A 17,633-nucleotide genomic window follows, 5' to 3' on the forward strand; every position below is an offset into this window, starting at 1 on the left:
GACAATGCCGGCGATTATGCCCACCGCGCCGCTGAAAACGCAAAAAAGCCAGGCGCGAGGCCTGGCTTTTTGCTGAATCTGGTGGAGGGAGAAGGATTCGAACCTTCGAAGGCAGAGCCGTCAGATTTACAGTCTGATCCCTTTGACCGCTCGGGAATCCCTCCAGAGCGGCGCATCTTATCGGCTTGTAATACAGCTGTCAACCATTCACGGCATCCGGCAGGCGCGGCGATAAGCGGGACGCCCCAGGCAGCACCGCAAAATGAACATGTCATTCACAGATGTCCGCGCACGCCGTTTCCCCTGTGCATGCCATAGCCATGGCCAATGCCATCAACCTTGATCTACCGCTTTGTCGATAGCGTCCCATGGCCGCCAAGCTGCCTGACTCAACTTGCCATACCTTTTGCGGAATTACGATGCACACCCCACCCGCTGTTTCACGCCGCTCAACCCCGACAATACGACTGGACAGTTTTCCACTGTTCGAAAGCCTCCCCCCGGATGTGCTGAGCCACATCGAACGTCATGCCACCCTGATCAGCGGTAAACAAACACGGCTGCTGTTCTTGCGCGGCGATCCGGAGAACTTCATCGGAGTGGTACTGCAGGGTAACGCCTACCACACGCTTCAGGAACCTGACGGACACGAAGTCATCATCGACAGCTCTGGCCCAGGCGACATCGTGGGGGAAAGCGCGCTGCTGCACCCAGGGCGGCGCACCTGCACCGCCCAGCTCAGCCGCGACTGCCGCTTGCTGCTGCTGCACCGCCAGCATTTCCATCCGCTGCAGGCTGAGCCTTTGCTGATGGCTCGCGTCCAAGAGCAATTGTGCAAGCGGCTGCAGCGCGTCAGCAACTTTGTTGAAACCGTCTGCCTGTACCGGCTGGAGGCGCGACTGGCACGCCATCTGCTGATGGAAATCGATCAACGCGGGCGGGCCGGCCCCGGCGGTCCCATCCTGCCCATGACTGTCAATCAGACCGTACTCGCCGCCATGCTCAATGCCAGCCGGCCGCGGCTCAACGCGCAGCTAAAGCAATGGCAGCGCGCCGGGCTGATCCAGCTATCCCGCCATGCGCTGCAAGTGTGCGACCCCTCCCGACTGCAAGAAATTGCCAGACAGAATTGATAAGACAAATGCCTATTTTAAATTTAATTAGCATTCACATGTCACAGAAGTAACAGATAAGCCTCTCGCATTTCGCCATCCTGCAATCCCCATTGTCATGAACGGATGGCGAAATGCTGAACCCAAATATCGCTCCCATGCCCCCGCTGGGCCATTGTTTCGATCAAGTCTGGCGCGAGGTCCACGCCAAGCTGCAACGCCGCGCGCGCCATTTGTGCAAAGGCGATGTCCACCGCGCCGACGAGCTGCTGTCGGACACCGCCCTCAAGGTCCACCTGTATTTGCAGCACTCGCCGGACAAGGTGCAAAACCTGGCCGGCTTTCTGTTCCTGGCGCTGAACCACGCCTTTCTCGACCATGTCCGCCGCAAGGGTCGGGAAGGCAAGGTGATCGATCCCGACATCGAACTGGACAGCGATCCGGTGCATGCGCACGCCGGCAGCGCCCCCACACCGGAACAGCAGCTCTCCCTGAAGCAGCAGCTCGCGCGCATGGACAGCGCCATCGCCGCCCTCAAGCCGGAACAGCAACAACTGTTCCGTCTGAAATTCGAGGAAGACCTGCCCTATCCGCAAATCGCCGCACAGCTGGGCATCAACGAAGCGCTGGCGCGCAAGCGGGTGGAATTGCTGCGCAAAGCGCTGCGCAAGCAGTTGGAAACCGCTTTCACGCCGCCCGCCGGCGCCCGTTCCTCGAATCAACTGTCGGTTCAACCCCTTTGAAAACCAAGGACCCAGGCCATATGACCCACTTCTACCCCTCCTCGTTTGCCAGCGCCTTCGCGCTGTGCACCTTACTAGCTCTGTTGCTTGAGAGAGCGCTGGCCTTGTTATTGCCTCGCTCCCATAGCTCACTTCCCTGGTTTGAACTGTGCTGTCTCTGCTGCGCATACCCACTGAGCCAGCTGTTGCGAATCGCCCCCGCAGCAGCCCTGCAGCCGGTGCTGTTGCCCCATGCTGCGGATGCGGGCCTGACGGCCCTAGGGATCATCGCGCTGGCCGGCCTGCTGCGGCATGCCCGAAGCAATAAGTCGCAAGCCGCCCCCAAACAAGAACGGCGCGTTTTCCGCTTGGGCAGCCTGACTACATCACCCTATCCCCTACGCCCGGAGCGCCGGAAATGACCACCACGCTAAGCAATCTGATCAGCGGTTTGAAAAAGGCCGTGATTGAAGCGCAGCGCAGCGTCAGCCATCAACACATTGAGGAACTGCGCCAGTTCTTCGTGCCGGACCGCGAGCAAGACCCCAAGCTGCGCTTTCCCGAAGGCGCCTGGACCGCGCGCATGGTGGGCATGAATGTGCCCAAAGAAGTATGCCGCAACGGCGCGGTAACGTTAGAACACCACGAAGTGCAAGTGCCCTTGATCGCGCTGCTGCCGCTGAAAAGCTACGCGATTGAAAAAGTGGAAGTGCTGACCACCCTCAGTCTGGCGCTGGCGGAACAGGCGCACAGCGAAGCAAACGAAGACGCTGCCGACGTGCTGGTATCGATGCGCCGGCAAGACGAACAAACCGCCGAGCTGAAAATCGTCATTCAGGCGCAAGAGCCGCCAGCCGGTTATCAGCAGCTGGTCGCCGCCTACGAAAAACTGCTTAACGCCCAGTTGCCCACTTAAACCTCGCCGCTCACCGTCAAAGGAGAAAACATGCCTGACACAAACGATGAAAAACTGCTGAGCATGGCCCAGCACTTTTCCGGCCTGCCGATGAAAGCGCTGATAGGCGGCCCGCTACAGGCCGCCGTCCAGGCACAGCACGGATTGGCGCTGGCGCAAACCCAAACCTTGCTGGAAACCGGCTTCAGCCGCGTCACTGACGCCCAGGGCAAACTGACCGGCTACCGGCCGCTGACCGCCGCCATCGAGCTATCGGCCAGCAACGGCCCCGCCTCATCGGCCCTGACGCTCAACCTCCCGGTGATGACACTGCTGCAATTGCCGGCGCTTGCCATCCAATCGGTGGACATTGCCTTCGACATGGAAGTGAAGTCCAGCTTCGAACGCGAAACCAACGACCAGAACGCCAGCAAGCAGGAAGGCGACGCCACTTGGGACGCGCGCGCCGGCTGGGGCGTTTTTGGCGTGGAGCTTAAGGGAACGGTCGCGCGCGCGTCCAGCCAGACTCGACAAGACAAGCAAGACAGCAACCAGAGCAACAGCGCCCACTACCATGTGGAAATCAAAGCCGAGCAACAAGCCATGCCGGAAGGCGTCAAGCTGCTGCTGCAAGCCTTCAGCAAAACTCTGGAGACCAGGCCGCTCGAATCTCCGCCGTCCTCGCAGCCTTCGCCGCCTCTTGCAGCCAAATCCTCGCCGGCATGACGCGCGGCAACGCCGCCCACCATCGGCCAGGCGGCAAGCTCCCATATAGCGCTTTTGCACTTCGGACATCGTCCCTGGCCGCCCGCCCACCCGCCACGGAGACCTCAAGGATGAACTTTATGTTGCTGCACTTCATATCGATGCCTTCTGCGCTGCAAATCGCCGCCTGGGCCATATCCGGCTGCGCCATCGCCATTGCCACTCATTTTGTCATGCGCCGTTTCGCGCCGGAACACATCACGGAGATGCAGAGCGACGAAGTGGGCGTCATCATCGCCGTAGTCGGCATCTTCTATGGCCTGATCATCGCCGCCCTGCTCGTCCGAGCCATCGCCCACTTCGACGCCTCCATGGAAATTGCGGAACGCGAAGCCAGCCTCTCCAGCACGCTGTACCGCCTCAGCGCCCAAGGGCTGCCAGAAGCCAGCCATAAAGTCAAAACCGGCCTGCAAAGCTATCTGGAAAATGTGATCCGGCATGAATGGCCGCGCCAGCAAAAAGGCGAAGAAGTGCCGGTTTCCTCATCGCAGCTAGGCCATCTGAGCAAAATCCTCGCCACGGTCCATCCCGCCACTCACCGCGAGGCCGAATATCTGACGCTGGCGCAGAACAAACTCAACGAACTCTACGCCAGCCGCCACACCCGGCTATTCAACCAGGCCATGACCATTCCCTGGGAAATCTGGACCGTCAGCCTGATAGGCGAGGTGCTGCTGGTGTTCTTTGCCTGGCTGATGCATGTGCCCAGCAAGGGCGTGCACTTCTTCCTCACCTGCGCCATGGCCGTGTCTATCTCCATCGTGCTGGCCATCATCCTGATCTACGACACGCCTTTCTATGGCGACATCTGCGTGTCGCCGGAGCCATATGAAAAAGCGCTGCGCGCCATCCACGCCGGCAGCCTGGACTGGTGAGGAAAATTTTTTCACACGCGGCTGGCGCCGCCGTCCACATGGCAAGCGCATAAGGCGCGTTTTTCTCACCGATCCCGACACCAGGAGCAATCATGGCAGACAACACCGCAGTCAACGGACAAATCACCGATGCCGTCACCCAGACCAATGTCAAGGTCGTGGCCGAAGCCCCGGCCCAGGCCATGGCCTCGCTGTACCAAGTGGCCAGCCACTCCGCCGGCCTGGCGCTGCAAAACTCGGTGCACAGCCAGCAGGCGCTGAACCAGATCAACAGCGCGGTGATTTCCAAAGCGGTGTCCATGATCCTGTCCGTCGGCGACAAGAGCTGACGCCATTAAGCCAGGGAGGATGGAAGCATGGGCCTGACAGACTTTATCAAAAACAAGCTGGGCGGCGGCGCCGCCCCCTCATCGGCGGCGCAAGCCGCGCCCAGCCCCAGCGGCGACGCCGCGCCGCCGGCGGACGCTAACACGCCTGCCGCAGCCGCCAATCCCGCCGCCCCTGCCGCAGAGAGCGCCGCCCCCGCGCCCAACAGCGCGCCAGCCGCCTCCCCCCCAACGCCAACGGCAACGGACAACGCGCCGCCCTCCCCTGCGGCGTCGGCTGCCAACAGCCAGCCTGCGCCCGCCGCCGCCCCGGCGGCGCCGCCCCAGCCCGCCGCGCCGCCGCCCTCATCCAGCCCGCTGCGCGGCTTCACCGAAAAACTCAGCACCGCGCCATCCGGCGGCGGCGGCGGCGACGCGCTGAACAGCCAGATCGTGCAGGCGGTGCAGCTCTCCAACAGCGAAACCGCCGCCTACGCCGGCAACCAGATCGCCGTCGCGCCCAACATGATGATCACCCAGGCCGGCGGCCTGGTGGCCCAGGCCGGCGCCAACTACTTCGACGGCGCCAGCAAACTGGCCCTGGCCAGCAAGAGCGTGCTGCTGAAAAACATGACCGAAAAATTCGCCGCCGAGGACGTCAAAGGCGGCATCGAGGACGCGCTGGGCATTTTGATCACCGATCTATTGGTCGGCACGGCTGCCGCCGTGGCAGCGGCCTCCGGCGCCATGGAAGGCGAGGCGGCGCATTTTGCCTTGGAAAAGATTGATCAGAGTTTGAGTAAGTATCAAGAATTAATTGGCAAAAATAATCTCACCAGCATACCCATGGAGTAATGTACATCGCATTCACGAAAACATTAATACCGCAACATTACACACAACATCCCTCTCTCATCAGCTTCAATTCACCGAATACGAAGGAAATAAAATGCCACCAAAAATCGAAAGAATCATGTATAAATTTTTTAAATACACAACACGAATACAAAATAATTACACAACACACTATGCGATGAATGAAAAAATCAAGCAGTCCATTAATAAAGCATTATCAATTCCCATCGCCATAGATGAACATTACAAGGAATTCGACAATAGAAGAGGAGCGGAAAGAACTGGAGAATTCATGATGAGCTCTTTAGAAGGCGCTTATCTGAAAGAACATCTCAGTTGTAAAGTATCAGAAATAACAGATTTCATTTCCAACAATGAAGATATCGTTGATATCTCTTCTGGGTATGCCGACCATTTCCATGACTATGTATTTTCAATTAAGTTTAACTCCCCAACAAATGCAGAATGGGAAGAAGCAAAAAAAAATCACACAGAACTATATAAATTGGCACAAGAAATAGTCAACAATTACATGGAGCTAGATCAGGAACTAAGCGAAGAAAAAAGGCAAACCATTGTACATCTTACCTTTCAAAACATTGCATCGTTCTCTGAGTTTTCTTGCGGATTTAAACATTACATTGCAGAAAAAAAATCAGTCAAAATAACATTAAACTCTGGTGACGAGATACTTTTAGATGGATTTCGCGGTGGATTTTCCAATGGAAACCCATATTCCGAAGTATATGCATACACCAGATCATCACATGCCCTTCAAGGAGCACTACTTCATCGAACGACATTGTCAGACAAAGGGTATTTGATAAAAGCAAGAGCTGGAACAGGATCATACAAAACATTCAACGTCCTCAGGCCAATAATTGAAACCATAAATATCACTTATGGAGCTGACCTGTGGATGAAAGCAGATATTTTGGCATATGCTAAGGTAGTAGGACTTAATAGATTACTCAAAGAATATTCCAATTACTACCTAACAGATCAGATAAGAAAAACATATAACGATGTGATAAATGACTTGCCAGATTCAGGAGGTAATTTTGAATCAACCACCTCAATATATGGCCCACCAAATTATCTATTAAATAATATAGTACACTTAGGCGTAATCCCTAGGTTATATCAGTATTACAAAACAAAGGATTAATTTTTAGCCCATAGATTGGTCTAAGTTTCACGAAGCTCAATGTTCACCGAGATAAAGCCAGGTAGCGCGGGTTGGCCCAATGGGCCATACCCGCGATTTCCTCGCCGCTGTTCATTGTCCTTACTCGCCCCTTCCACAACGCACGCACCACTTCTCCGCCGCATTCCGCGGGTATGGCCTTTGGCCAACCCGCGCTACGTGGCTCCGCCCCAATCGGCGGGATACCGTCCGGCCTGGACGTAACGGTGAAACGTCGAATACGGCCACGCCGCCGCGCTGGCGGCGAGGCCATGCTTGACCGGGTTGAAATGCGCGTCATCCCAATGCGCGGCGAAATCGGCTTCGTCGCGGATGCGGTGCTCCCAATAGCGGTGCTGCCACAAGGTGCCGCATCCTTTGGCGGCGCGGCGGGCGCTCTGCCATTCGGCCCGGAAATACCGTTGCCCCACTGCGCGGGTGACGCGCCGCTTGATCTCGCGCCATCGCATGGCGTAATCGGCATCGCCGTCCGGCAGAGTCCAAATCGCGTGCAAATGATCCGGCAACAACACCTAAGCATCGATGGCGAATGGCCGTTCGCGCCGCACCGCCAGGATAGCCTCGCGCAAGGCGCCCCGCACATCAGGCTCCAGCAGGATGCGTTGCCAGCGCTCGGTCACCACGGTGAAGAAATAGCAGCCGCCGAGCAGGCGGTCTCGCCGAAAACGGGCCATATATTGGTCTCGGCAAAAAAGCCCACTCTTGCACGCCATATGCGCCGGCGCGCCGGGCCGATAGGCCAGCCAGGTAGCGCGGAGTAGCCTGCCTGACCATTCACGCGATCCGTCGTCATCGCATCATGCCCATCGCAAGATAGCCTCAGGCCTGCGTCCCCTTTCACGCACTTGCATCCAGGCCAGCCAACACTCCTCACCCACATCCGCGATGGCCGTACATCCAATACCGGACTTTGCATTGGAGAACTTCCCATGTCGCTATTTGATGTGTTCAATGCCCTGCCTTCTACCACGCAAATCTACGTGGGAAGTTTGCATGGCCTGCTTTTGACAGCCTGCGTCGGGCTATTGTTACGACCGCTCAGACCCTGGCTGGAGCATGACAAAAACGACGAACTGGGCGTCATCATCGCCGTGATAGGCGTGTTCTACGGATTGATCATCGCAGCCTTGCTGATGAGAGCGATAGCCCATTTCGATATTGCGTCGGAAGCCGTGGAACAGGAAGCGCAAGTCAGCACCTCTTTTTACCGAGCAGCTCTGAACGGCGATGCGGCTTTGGCACCTCAGCTCAAACCGCCGCTACTGAATTATTTAAGGACCGTCGTTGAAAAGGAGGCGCCTCAGCAAATGAACGGAGCCATTCTCTCGATGCAATCCGAAGAACTGGCACAAATCAGCGCCGCACTGCGCAATATCCATCCCGACACCGCCGGGCAGTTGGCGGCAAAACAGCAAGCATCACAACAACTCGAATCGCTTTACGCTGCGCGCCATGCCCGACTCAGCCACCAGACTATGGCCGTGCCGCCGGAAGCCTGGATCATTTCGCTGATTGGTGAAGTGCTGATTGTCGTATTGGCCTGGCTGCTGCACTTCTCCAGGCCTGCGTTGCAATTTGTGATGATTGCCGCGCTGGCGGTATCCATCTCCATCACCCTGGTGGTGATTCTGATCTATGACACCCCTTACCTTGCCGATGAACAGGTAGCCGTCAACTACGGGGCTTACCGGCAGGCCATGGCGGCCATTGCCAACGACTCCCTGCAATATTGACGCCTGGCTTTTGTCTGCGGACGCAAGCGATCCATTCTCAGCCCGTCGAGCGGCTTGGCCCGCTAGGCCATACACACAATCAGATGCCACAGCGCCGCATGCGATGACATGAAATAGGGTTCGCAGGTATGGCCTCCGGCCAACCCGCGCTACGGGTCCCGCGCCATTCACGACAAGGCCTAATCGCCGTCCCATCAACATCCACGGCGCGGCCAGGCCGCCGCTTGCGCCCCGCCTTTCATGAATAGAGACGCCACGCCATGGACAACGCCGATCAGGACAGCAGCGCCGCCCAGCCCGCGGGCCTCTTGCGCGGCAGCATCCCGGAGCTGGGTAAGAGCCCGGTGCATTTGCTGTCCGCCATCGTGGCGCTGGCGTCGGACAAGCTGTGGGACGTGATGCTGCTGGACATGGCCAAGGCCATGGCCCTGCAGGAGAAGATCCGTTTCTTCCTGCTGGCCGGGCTGCTGTTGCTGCTGCTCACCACGGCCAGCGCCGCGCTGACGCAGATGGACGATGCCGGCATGGCGCTGGCCAAGGGGCTGGCGATGGGCATTCTGGTAGGGCTGCCTTACTCGTTCGGCGCCACGGAATTGGGACTGATCTTTGTTGGCTGGTCCGGCATCAATGAGCTGCAAAAACTGAACCAGTGAAACTCACATAAGGAGAACCACCATGCGCCTCACCTTCCTCAAATCCGCTTTGCTGGCCGCGCTGTGGCTGGCCGCAGGCAGCCTGGCCCATGCCGCCGCGCCGCTGCCGGCCCTGGGAACCGACGCCAAACAGAACACCGTGTCCGGCTTGTCGTCCGGCGCCTTCATGGCGGCGCAGTTCAGCGTGGCCAACTCGGCCGCGGTGTCCGGCGCCGGCATCGTGGCCGGCGGGCCGTTCTATTGCGCCGGTTTGGGCAGCCTGAATGGTGCGGAGCGTTTCCTGACCACCGCCACCACCCTATGCATGCGCCCGCTTGGTCCGGTCCCCTCCGGCGCGGCGGCCTGGCAGGCGGCGCAGAAGTTCGCCGGCCAAGGCCTGATCGACCCGGTGGCCAATATCCAGCGCCAGCGGCTGTACATCTTCACCGGCGCGTCGGACAGCATTGTGCTGTCCAAGGTGGTGGCGCAGACCCGCGCCTTCTATCAAAACGCCGGGGTGCCGGACGCCCAGATCCGCTACGTGGACAACGTCAACGCCGGCCACGCGCTGCTCACCGCCAATGAGGACGATTTGGCCTGTCCGGCCAATGCCGCGCCCAATCTCAACAACTGCGGCTTTTTCCAGTCGCAGGACATCCTGCGCCAGCTGTACGGACAATTGAAACCGCCCGTCGCCAAGCTGTCCGGCGAGTTGCGAGACTTCGATCAGACGGAGTTCTCCAAGAAGGGCTATACCGGGCTGTCCGATATCGGCCATATCTATATCCCAGCCGCCTGCCGCAAGGAAAGCTGCCGCGCGCACGTGGTGTTCCATGGCTGTACCCAGCAAGACAACGGCAACGACAAAAGCATAGGCATGGGCAACCGCTTTTACACCTCCACCGGCTACAACGAGATCGCCGACAGCAACCGCATCGTGGTGCTGTATCCGCAAATCCGCAGCGACCCCAACCGTAATCCGCAAGGCTGCTGGGACTTCTGGGGCTATAGCAGCAAAGACCCGGTCAACCCGGACTACTACGTCAAAAAAGCGCCGCAGATGGCCGCGATCCGCGCGATGGTGGACCGCTTGAACAGCCCACGCCTCAAAGGAGACCGCCATGAGCGCGAACACCCCCGATGACTGGAGCCGGCTCGTTTTCGCCGGTCTGCCGGAAGAAGGACAATGGAAAGCCTGGCTGCTGGCTGGGCTGAACGGAGGCGAGAAACTGAGCGAATGGCAGCAACAGGCCTTACAGCAATGGCGGGAGGCCTGGCAACAGCGCGCCGGCGCGGCGTCCTGGCTGGAGCTGGGCCGCCAGTGCGACGACACCTGGACCGAATACGCTCGGCAATGCCTGCTGTGGCAGCTGCAATGGGCCGCCGCCTGGCGTGGACAAGGCTACAAGCTGCAGCAGGCGCTGCAAGAGGCGCGCGGCGACGGCGACGCCTTGCTCGCCCTAAACGCCGCCAGCCAAGAAGGCCGCCAGCTGTGGGACGAGCGCATGGAGTCATTGCAGCAAACGCTGAGCGAGCTGCCGCCGGCGCTGGCGCAATGCCTGCGCCAATGGCTGACGCCGCCGCCGGATGAGGCGCCGGCGGCCTGAAGACCGGCCGCCGCGCACACTGCGCCCATCCCATCCTCGCCGCGCAAACCCGGTGCGGCAAACCCTACCATGCGCAAAGGAAGCTCCATGAAAACCAATGCCGCCGGCCTGGCGCTGATCAAGCAGTTCGAAGGCCTCAGACTGATCGCCTACCAGGACATGGTGGGCGTCTGGACCATAGGCTACGGCCACACCGGGCCAGACGTGAAAACAGGCCAAGTCATCACCCAAGCCCAGGCCGACCAATTGCTGGCCAAGGACCTCGCCACTTTCGAGGCCGGCGTCGGCAAGCTGGCCACGGCGCCGCTGAACGCCAACCAGTTCTCGGCCCTGGTCAGCTTCAGCTACAACCTGGGCCTGCGCAGTCTGCAAGGCTCCACGCTGTTGCGCTTGTTGAACCAAGGCGACTATGCCGGCGCCGCGGGACAGTTCCTGCGCTGGGACCACGCTGGCGGACAGGTGGTGCTAGGTCTGCAGCGCCGCCGCCAGGCCGAGCAGGCTTTGTTCCAGACTCCGGTCGCCAACTGACGCCTTCACAAACGCAGCGTTCACCCGTTCTTGCAACAGCCCGCCGGCGTAGCCGCGCGGGCTGTTTTCTCATTCTTTTCTTACGGAGAAACGCCATGCAAGACGAACTGAACCATCTGCACGAGCAGGTTTCGCAATTGCTGGGCAACCATCTGGGCGCCTGGGCCAATGATTTGATGAACGCCACCGCTGGCCATGACGACAGCCGCTGCCTGTCGGTCTTGCACGCGCTCTTGGCCATGCGCAGCGCCTTGGCCCCGCTGGTGAGCCAAGCCCAGGATGCCAGCCATGGCTGACGCGCCGCTCAACCCCGCTTTGCGCCAGGTAGCGGAACAATACCTGGGCCGTTCTTTGCTGCCGCAAGAGGCGCAAACGCTGATGGCGTTTCAGCAGAAGACGCAAAATCCCTCAGCCCAAGCACCCATCCAGCAAGCCCGGCAACAGACCCAGCATGCCATCTCGAATGGCCATCATCACGCCAACGCCAATATGCGCGATCTGTTGTCCTCTATCCAGGCCAGCTCCAGCCAGGCGCTGCAAGTGCAGGAGGCGGAAGAGCAGGCCATCCTCAAGCTACTGGAAGGCACGCAAAGCCTGGCCGAGCTGCGCCCATCGTCGCTACAGCCAGCAATGAACGCCCTGCAGCCGGGGAGCCAGCTGGCGCTCAGCCAGATCGCCGAGCATCTGTCCAACCTAGCGCGGCAGGAAGTGGAACAATGCTTCCAGCAGTATTTCGGCCCACTGTCCGCGCAGTTGCAGGAGGTGGTGATGAAATTGCAGATCAAGGATGCGGTGCCAAATTCCGCTGCGCCTGCGGTTCCTCCAGCCCCTGCCCCGCAGCCGACAGCGCTGGAGATGCCCGCCGCGCCCAATGCGCAAATGGCTCCGACCAGCACTCCAGCCATATCCGCAACGCAAAACATGGCCGATGCCTCGCCCGCCCCCGCCGCAAATGCGCCCACTGCGGACGTTCACATCCCGCCCGCGCCGCCGTCCATGCAGTAACACCTGGGGAGGACGGCCAGCCGGCCGCCCCCTCCACCCGGTGTCTTATTTCTCTCATCTAAAACAAGGAGCTGCGCATGTCTTTCCCGACTTCCGTCAATGACCAAATCACCGACGCCGTCACCCAGTCCAATGTCAAGGTGCTGGGCGAATCCCCGGCCATGGCCATGGGTTCCATCTATCAAACCATGGCCCACTCCACCGGCATTCTGTTCCAGAACGCCGTGTCCTCGCAGCAGCAACAAAACACGCTGAGCCAGGCCGCGGCCAATATGGGCCTGATGCAGATCTACAGCATGAACACCATGGCCGCCGCCGCCGGCACCGAGAAAGTCAGTCAAGGCGGCATTGCCGACAACCTGACCAGCCTGCTGACCGTGCTGCAGTCCTTCCGTCGCTAAGCCGCGCCCGGCCACGGAGCTGAGCCATGTCATTCAGCAGATGGATACGCTCGTGGTTCAGCCGGCGCAGAAAGCGGTCTGCCCGACGCCCCGTCGCCAATCGCTTCCCGGCGGCCGTCGTCAGGCCGCAGTTTGCCGCGCCACGGCCCCCGGTCTTCGCACCGCCGCCTAGACAACCGGCCGCTCAACCTCAGCCACCGGTTCCGCCCGCTGCTCGCGTGGCGGCGGGGCTAGGCTCGGGCAGGCCGCCGGCGCCGGCAAATCGGCGAACCCGACCCAGCCCTTACCGGCTGCCCAATCCGCCCATTTTCATTTCCAGCAAGGAGAAACGCATGTCCTTCCCCACTTCCGTCAACGACCAGATCACCGACGCCGTCACCCAGAGCAACGTCAAGGTATTGGGCGAATCCCCGGCCATGGCCATGGGTTCGCTGTACCAGACCGCGTCGCACTCCACCGGCATCCTGTTCCAGAACGCCGTGTCCTCGCAGCAGCAGCAGAACACCCTGGCGCAAGCCGCCGCCAATATGGGGGTGATGCAGATCTACAGCATGGACACCATGGCCGACGCCGCCGGCACCGAAAAAGTCAGCCAAGCCGGCATTGCGGACAACCTGTCCAGCCTGATGACCGTGCTGCAAAGCTTCCAAAACCGCTGATCGGTCCCTAATCCACAACTGGAGCTAAATCATGGCTTACAACACCTCCGTCAACAGCCAGATCACCGACGCCGTCACCCAGAGCAACGTCAAAGTGCTGGGCGAATCCCCGGCCATGGCGATGGGCTCGCTGTTCCAGACCGCGTCCCACTCCACCGGCATCCTGTTCGAGAACTCGGTCTCGGCGCAGCAACAGCAAAACACGCTGAGCCAGGCCGCCGCCAATACCGGCGTGATGCAGATCTACAGCGTGGACACCATGGCCGACGCCGCCAGCACGGAAAAAGTGTCTCAGGCCGGCATTCCGGACAACCTGTCCAGCCTGATGACCGTGCTGCAGTCGTTCCGCCGCTAAGCGTACACAAGGAGATTTAATACATGGCGTACACCACCGTGAATGACCAGATCACCGACGCCGTCACCCAAACCAACGTCAAAGTGCTGGCGGAAGGCCCGGCCATGGCCATGGGTTCTCTTTTCCAAACCGCGTCCCACTCCACCGGCATCCTGTTCGAAAACGCGGTATCCGCCCGACAACAACAGAACACGCTGGGCCAGGCCGCCACCAATATGGGCGTAATGCAGATTTACAGCGTGGACACCATGGCCGACGCCGCTGGCACTGAAAAAGTGTCCCAAGCAGGCATCCCGGACAATCTGTCCAGCCTGATGACCGTGCTGCAAGCCTTCCAGAACCGCTGATTTTCATAACCTAAACCAGGAGATACGCAATGGCATTCCCGACCGCAGTCAATAATCAGATCACCGACGCCGTCACCCAATCCAACGTCAAAGTGCTGGGCGAGGCGCCGGCCATGGCCATGGGCTCCATGTACCAGACCATGGCGCATTCGACCGGCATCTTGTTCGAGAACGCCGTGTCGGCCCAACAGCAACAAAACACGCTGGCGCAAGCCGCCGCCAATATGGGCGTGATGCAGATCTACAGCATGAACACCATGGCCGCCGCCGCCGGCACCGAAAAAGTATCGCAAGGCGGCGTAGCGGATAATCTGACCAGCCTGCTGACCGTGCTGCAAAGTTTCCAGAACCGCTGAGCCTCCCCCGTTCTCCTCATTTGTTCTGCCCCGGAAACGGGGCGTCTTTTTTGTTAGCGCTACTTCAAAACTCCCCCTCAATCCATCCACACCGCCGGTATCAGAACCGCCTTCTATACATGAGACCAGCCACATGCCCAGATGGTCCAACCGCCTTGGCCTACCACACCAAGGCCGCAACCAATCCCGTGAGGCTCAATCAAAAAATGACCCGCCGCGCCTCCATCTCCCAATGACGTCGCCGACTGAAACGGTAACGCTGGGCGATTTCGCGTTGGAATAGCCACGGGTACAAGCGGTAGAGGTAGCGCATCTGGCGCCTCGCCTTCATGTCAGGTTGATGATGCATGCCAGAATAGGCGCTACAATGTGCGGGATAAACACGTAATCCCGGACCAATTGTCCTGATATGAAAACAATTCCCTCGCCCGACAACCTGCTGGCTTTCGATGCTTTGGCGCGCGCCGGCAGTTTCACCGCCGCGGCCGATCTGCTGGACTGCCACAAGAGCCTGGTGAGCGCCCGCGTCAAGGCGCTGGAGCGTGAGCTGGGGGCGGTGCTGGTGCTGCGCAGCACGCGCAAGGTGGCGCTGACTGAGGCCGGAGAGCGGCTGCGGCCGCACGCGGCGCGGCTGCGGGAAACCATGGCGCAGGCCCGGATGGCGGTGGACCAGACCCAGAGCGATCTGGCCGGGCCGCTGACCATCAGCACCACCTCGTCGCTGGCCCAATACGTGCTGGGGCCGGCATTGAGCGAGATGGCCGCCCTGTATCCGGAATTGCAGCTGTCGCTGCAGGTCAACAACCGCCTGCAGGACCCGGTGGCCGATGTGCTGGACTTCTGCCTGCGCTCGGCGCGCTCGCACACCGTGCATGATGAGAGCCTGGTGGCGCGGCTGGCCGGCTATGCCAGCGAAAACCTGTACGCGTCGCCGGCTTATCTGGCCCGCCACCCGGCCATCCGCCAGCCATCGGACCTGGCCGCGCATCGCTTGCTGGTGATGGAATCGGAGCAACGCGATGGCCTGCTGCTGAAAAAGGGCGAGCAGCTGCTGCGCCAGCCAGTGGGCGCGCAACTGTATCTGAACGACTATCCGCTGCGCGCCGACCTGGCGCTGACCGGTCACGGCATCACGCTGTTGGCCGACTACGCGGTCGCGCGCCATCTGCAAAGCGGCGAGCTGGTGCGGGTCTTGCCGGACTGGCACTGCGACTACTGGCCCATCTATCTGGTGCATCCGTTCCGCACGCCGCTGTCGCGCAAGTACCAAACCTTCATCGACTTCGTGCTGCCGCGGGTGGCCGCCGCGCTGCCGGATAACCGGGCTCAGCCGGACAGCGACGGCCGCGCCAGCAATACGCGGTAGAACTCGACAAAGGCGCGCGCCGCCGCCGGCGCGTGGCGGCCCGGCGGAAACACCGCGTAGACGCCGCCCTTGGGCAGGGTCCACTGCGGCAACAGATGGACCAGCCGCCCCTGGCGGATGTCGTCCTGCACGCTGAACGAATCCAGCACCGACACGCCAGCCCCAGCCAGCAGCAGCGTGCGCAGCGAGGCCGCGGAGTCCACCTTGATGCGCGCCCGCGTCCTGACTGTCGCCTCCTCGCCTGCCGGCCCGCTAAACGGCCAGCTCAATGGCGTTTTCAACAGCGTCAGCGCCACCCAGTCGTGATCGGCCAGTTCCTCCGGCCGCGCCGGCGTGCCGCGCGCTTTCAGATAAGCCGGCGAGGCAACCGGCAATTGGGCGAACTCCCCCAGTTTCAGCGCCCGCAGCGAGGAATCGCGCAAAGTGCCCAGCCGGATCGCCAAGTCCATCCCGGCAGCCACCAGATCCACCATGTGGTCGCTGGCGTGCAGCTCCAGTTGCAGCTTGGGATGCTGGCGGATGAACTGGGTGGCTGCCGGCGCGACGGACTCCGCCATATGGCTGACCGGAGCGGTCAGCCGCAACACGCCGGACAGCTCAGCCGCGCCGTGGCCGGCCTGCAGCAATGCGTCGCGCAAGGCCGCCAGCGCCGGCTGGGCGTCAAGATACAAGGCCTGGCCGGCTTCGGTCAGCTTCACCCGCCGGGTGGTGCGGGTGAACAGCGTCGCGCCCAGCTGCGACTCCAGCCGGCCCACCTGCAGGCTGACATTCGCCTTGGTCATGCCCAGCCGTTCCGCGGCGGCGGTGAAGCCGCCGGCTTCCGCCACCGCCACGAAGATCTGCAGCCCTTCCAGATTGTTCTCTACGCCTCTCGCCATATCAACTGTCAATTTTCCAATAACAATCAATTATGGTTTCAGCCGTTTATCGAATCAATTCAAAAGCGCATCATGCACTCCATCAGCGCTGCGTCGCGGCGCCCCAATCCAATATCAAACCAGGAGTCTCACCATGAAAATCGCACTGATCGGCGCCAGCGGCTATGTCGGTTCCGCCCTGTTGAAAGAAGCCCTGTCCCGCGGCCACCACGTCACCGCGCTGGTTTCCCGCCCGGAACGCATCGAAGCGCAAGCCAACCTCGCCGCCGTGAAAACCGATGTGCAGGACAGCGCGGCGCTGGCCGAGCAGCTGAAAGGCTTTGATGCCGTGATCAGCGCCTTCAGCGGCCACGCCCAGGCCGAGCAATTCGACTACTACGTCAAGGGCGTGCGCGCCATCATCGCCGCCGCCAAGGCCGCGCAAGCCCCGCGCCTGCTGGTGGTCGGCGGCGCCGGCAGCCTGGAAGTGGCGCCCGGCGTACAGCTGGTGGACACCCCGGAATTTCCGGAACAATGGAAGGCCTCGGCGCTGGGCGCCCGCGAAGCGCTGAACCTGCTGCGCGCCGAAACTGAGCTGAACTGGACGCTGCTGAGCCCGTCGGCGATGCTGCAGCCGGGCCAGCGCACCGGCCAGTTTCGCCTCGGCAAGGATCAGCTGCTGGTCGACGCCGAAGGCAACAGCCACATCTCGGTCGAAGACTACGCCGTCGCCATGATAGATGAGCTGGAAAAGGGCGCGCATCCGCGCAGCCGCTTCACTGTGGGTTACTGATTTATCCCGTTAATGAAAAAGCCGCTACGGTTGACCGTAGCGGCTTTTTGTTCGAATCCGCCTCGCGGATGATGATTTTCAATGCCGGGGCTGCCCGGCATGCAGGGAGGGGATATTTGTGTGGCCAAATATCCCCTCCACCCCTAAAGGCCACCCTGCAAGCCTGGCCTGCGGCTTCCCGCCGGGTCCCGTCAGGCCCGAGGCGCGGCTGAACTCGCCCCGCGCTAACGTCGCGGGGCTCAAACAGGCAGCCGCTTA

23 protein-coding genes, 1 tRNA gene and 1 pseudogene are annotated in these 17,633 nt (G+C 60.8%); 22 read left to right on the forward strand and 3 right to left on the reverse strand.

What is annotated here, in order from left to right; translation table 11 throughout:
* Positions 1-79: 79 nt before the first annotated feature.
* Positions 80-164: transfer RNA gene (locus C2134_RS16640), tRNA-Tyr, on the reverse strand.
* Between the two features lie 255 nt (positions 165-419).
* On the opposite strand from C2134_RS16640, the gene C2134_RS16645 reads away from it, so the two are divergent.
* The 8 genes from C2134_RS16645 to C2134_RS21330 all read left to right on the forward strand — a co-directional run bounded on the left by C2134_RS16645 (position 420) and on the right by C2134_RS21330 (position 6,697).
* Positions 420-1,133: a Crp/Fnr family transcriptional regulator gene (locus C2134_RS16645; RefSeq protein ID WP_083340931.1), complete on the forward strand. Its 714-nt coding sequence runs from the start codon at positions 420-422 to the stop codon at positions 1,131-1,133.
* Positions 1,134-1,246: 113 nt separating this feature from the next.
* The gene (locus C2134_RS16650; protein ID WP_103321240.1) at positions 1,247-1,855 is read left to right on the forward strand and encodes an RNA polymerase sigma factor; all 609 of its coding nucleotides are present in this window, start codon (positions 1,247-1,249) and stop codon (positions 1,853-1,855) included.
* A gap of 397 nt (positions 1,856-2,252) precedes the next feature.
* Entirely contained in the window at positions 2,253-2,750 is a 498-nt protein-coding gene (locus C2134_RS16660) for a DUF2589 domain-containing protein (protein ID WP_103321242.1), read from the forward strand.
* A gap of 30 nt (positions 2,751-2,780) precedes the next feature.
* Complete coding sequence (locus C2134_RS16665) at positions 2,781-3,455, forward strand: DUF2589 domain-containing protein (protein ID WP_071109871.1); 675 nt, start codon at positions 2,781-2,783, stop codon at positions 3,453-3,455.
* Between the two features lie 110 nt (positions 3,456-3,565).
* Entirely contained in the window at positions 3,566-4,369 is an 804-nt protein-coding gene (locus C2134_RS16670) for a bestrophin-like domain (RefSeq protein ID WP_158248796.1), read from the forward strand.
* A 92-nt stretch (positions 4,370-4,461) separates the two neighbouring features.
* Positions 4,462-4,698: a RebB family R body protein gene (locus C2134_RS16675; protein WP_071109869.1), complete on the forward strand. Its 237-nt coding sequence runs from the start codon at positions 4,462-4,464 to the stop codon at positions 4,696-4,698.
* Between the two features lie 27 nt (positions 4,699-4,725).
* A complete protein-coding gene (locus C2134_RS21750) occupies positions 4,726-5,529 on the forward strand; it encodes a hypothetical protein (RefSeq protein ID WP_199179965.1) in 804 nt (267 codons plus the stop codon).
* 94 nt (positions 5,530-5,623) lie between these two features.
* Positions 5,624-6,697 (forward strand): hypothetical protein, encoded by a 1,074-nt coding sequence (locus C2134_RS21330; RefSeq protein WP_146042191.1) that lies wholly within the window; start codon positions 5,624-5,626, stop codon positions 6,695-6,697.
* Positions 6,698-6,891: 194 nt separating this feature from the next.
* Here the strand turns inward: C2134_RS21330 and C2134_RS16690 are convergent.
* Positions 6,892-7,410, reverse strand: a pseudogene (locus C2134_RS16690) (REP-associated tyrosine transposase).
* A 255-nt stretch (positions 7,411-7,665) separates the two neighbouring features.
* Here C2134_RS16690 and C2134_RS16695 point away from each other — a divergent pair.
* From C2134_RS16695 to C2134_RS16755, 13 genes are all read left to right on the forward strand, one after another.
* A complete protein-coding gene (locus C2134_RS16695; RefSeq protein ID WP_103321245.1) occupies positions 7,666-8,469 on the forward strand; it encodes a bestrophin-like domain in 804 nt (267 codons plus the stop codon).
* Between the two features lie 260 nt (positions 8,470-8,729).
* Entirely contained in the window at positions 8,730-9,122 is a 393-nt protein-coding gene (locus C2134_RS16700; RefSeq protein WP_103321246.1) for a hypothetical protein, read from the forward strand.
* 22 nt (positions 9,123-9,144) lie between these two features.
* Positions 9,145-10,245, forward strand: a complete 1,101-nt coding sequence (locus tag C2134_RS16705; RefSeq protein ID WP_103321247.1) for an extracellular catalytic domain type 2 short-chain-length polyhydroxyalkanoate depolymerase — start codon at positions 9,145-9,147, stop codon at positions 10,243-10,245.
* Positions 10,223-10,708, forward strand: a complete 486-nt coding sequence (locus tag C2134_RS16710; RefSeq protein ID WP_103321248.1) for a hypothetical protein — start codon at positions 10,223-10,225, stop codon at positions 10,706-10,708. The genes C2134_RS16705 and C2134_RS16710 overlap by 23 nt, the downstream gene beginning before the upstream one ends.
* An 87-nt stretch (positions 10,709-10,795) precedes the next feature.
* Positions 10,796-11,236 (forward strand): lysozyme, encoded by a 441-nt coding sequence (locus tag C2134_RS16715; protein ID WP_103321249.1) that lies wholly within the window; start codon positions 10,796-10,798, stop codon positions 11,234-11,236.
* A 95-nt stretch (positions 11,237-11,331) separates the two neighbouring features.
* Positions 11,332-11,532 (forward strand): hypothetical protein, encoded by a 201-nt coding sequence (locus tag C2134_RS16720; protein ID WP_071109862.1) that lies wholly within the window; start codon positions 11,332-11,334, stop codon positions 11,530-11,532.
* A complete protein-coding gene (locus C2134_RS16725) occupies positions 11,525-12,241 on the forward strand; it encodes a hypothetical protein (RefSeq protein ID WP_071109861.1) in 717 nt (238 codons plus the stop codon). Before C2134_RS16720 ends, C2134_RS16725 begins: the two co-directional genes overlap by 8 nt.
* Before the next feature lie 77 nt (positions 12,242-12,318).
* Complete coding sequence (locus C2134_RS16730) at positions 12,319-12,642, forward strand: RebB family R body protein (protein WP_071109860.1); 324 nt, start codon at positions 12,319-12,321, stop codon at positions 12,640-12,642.
* A 332-nt stretch (positions 12,643-12,974) separates the two neighbouring features.
* A complete protein-coding gene (locus tag C2134_RS16735; protein ID WP_103321250.1) occupies positions 12,975-13,301 on the forward strand; it encodes a RebB family R body protein in 327 nt (108 codons plus the stop codon).
* Between the two features lie 31 nt (positions 13,302-13,332).
* On the forward strand, positions 13,333-13,656 hold the full coding sequence (locus C2134_RS16740; RefSeq protein WP_071109858.1) for a RebB family R body protein: 324 nt from the start codon (positions 13,333-13,335) through the stop codon (positions 13,654-13,656).
* Positions 13,657-13,679: 23 nt separating this feature from the next.
* Complete coding sequence (locus C2134_RS16745) at positions 13,680-14,003, forward strand: RebB family R body protein (protein ID WP_071109857.1); 324 nt, start codon at positions 13,680-13,682, stop codon at positions 14,001-14,003.
* A 29-nt stretch (positions 14,004-14,032) separates the two neighbouring features.
* Positions 14,033-14,359, forward strand: coding sequence for a RebB family R body protein (locus C2134_RS16750; RefSeq protein ID WP_071109856.1), 327 nt, complete (start codon positions 14,033-14,035; stop codon positions 14,357-14,359).
* Between the two features lie 409 nt (positions 14,360-14,768).
* Complete coding sequence (locus C2134_RS16755; RefSeq protein ID WP_103321251.1) at positions 14,769-15,725, forward strand: LysR family transcriptional regulator; 957 nt, start codon at positions 14,769-14,771, stop codon at positions 15,723-15,725.
* Here C2134_RS16755 and C2134_RS16760 read toward each other — a convergent pair.
* Positions 15,686-16,603 carry a LysR family transcriptional regulator gene (locus C2134_RS16760; RefSeq protein WP_233196488.1) on the reverse strand — a complete coding sequence of 306 codons (918 nt, stop codon included), beginning with the start codon at positions 16,601-16,603 and terminating at the stop codon, positions 15,686-15,688. The genes C2134_RS16755 and C2134_RS16760 overlap by 40 nt on opposite strands.
* 133 nt (positions 16,604-16,736) lie before the next feature.
* On the opposite strand from C2134_RS16760, the gene C2134_RS16765 reads away from it, so the two are divergent.
* The gene (locus C2134_RS16765) at positions 16,737-17,375 is read left to right on the forward strand and encodes an NAD(P)-dependent oxidoreductase (protein ID WP_103321253.1); all 639 of its coding nucleotides are present in this window, start codon (positions 16,737-16,739) and stop codon (positions 17,373-17,375) included.
* Positions 17,376-17,633: the final 258 nt, after the last annotated feature.

The organism is Chromobacterium sinusclupearum (genome assembly GCF_002902845.1).
Lineage (GTDB): Bacteria > Pseudomonadota > Gammaproteobacteria > Burkholderiales > Chromobacteriaceae > Chromobacterium > Chromobacterium sinusclupearum.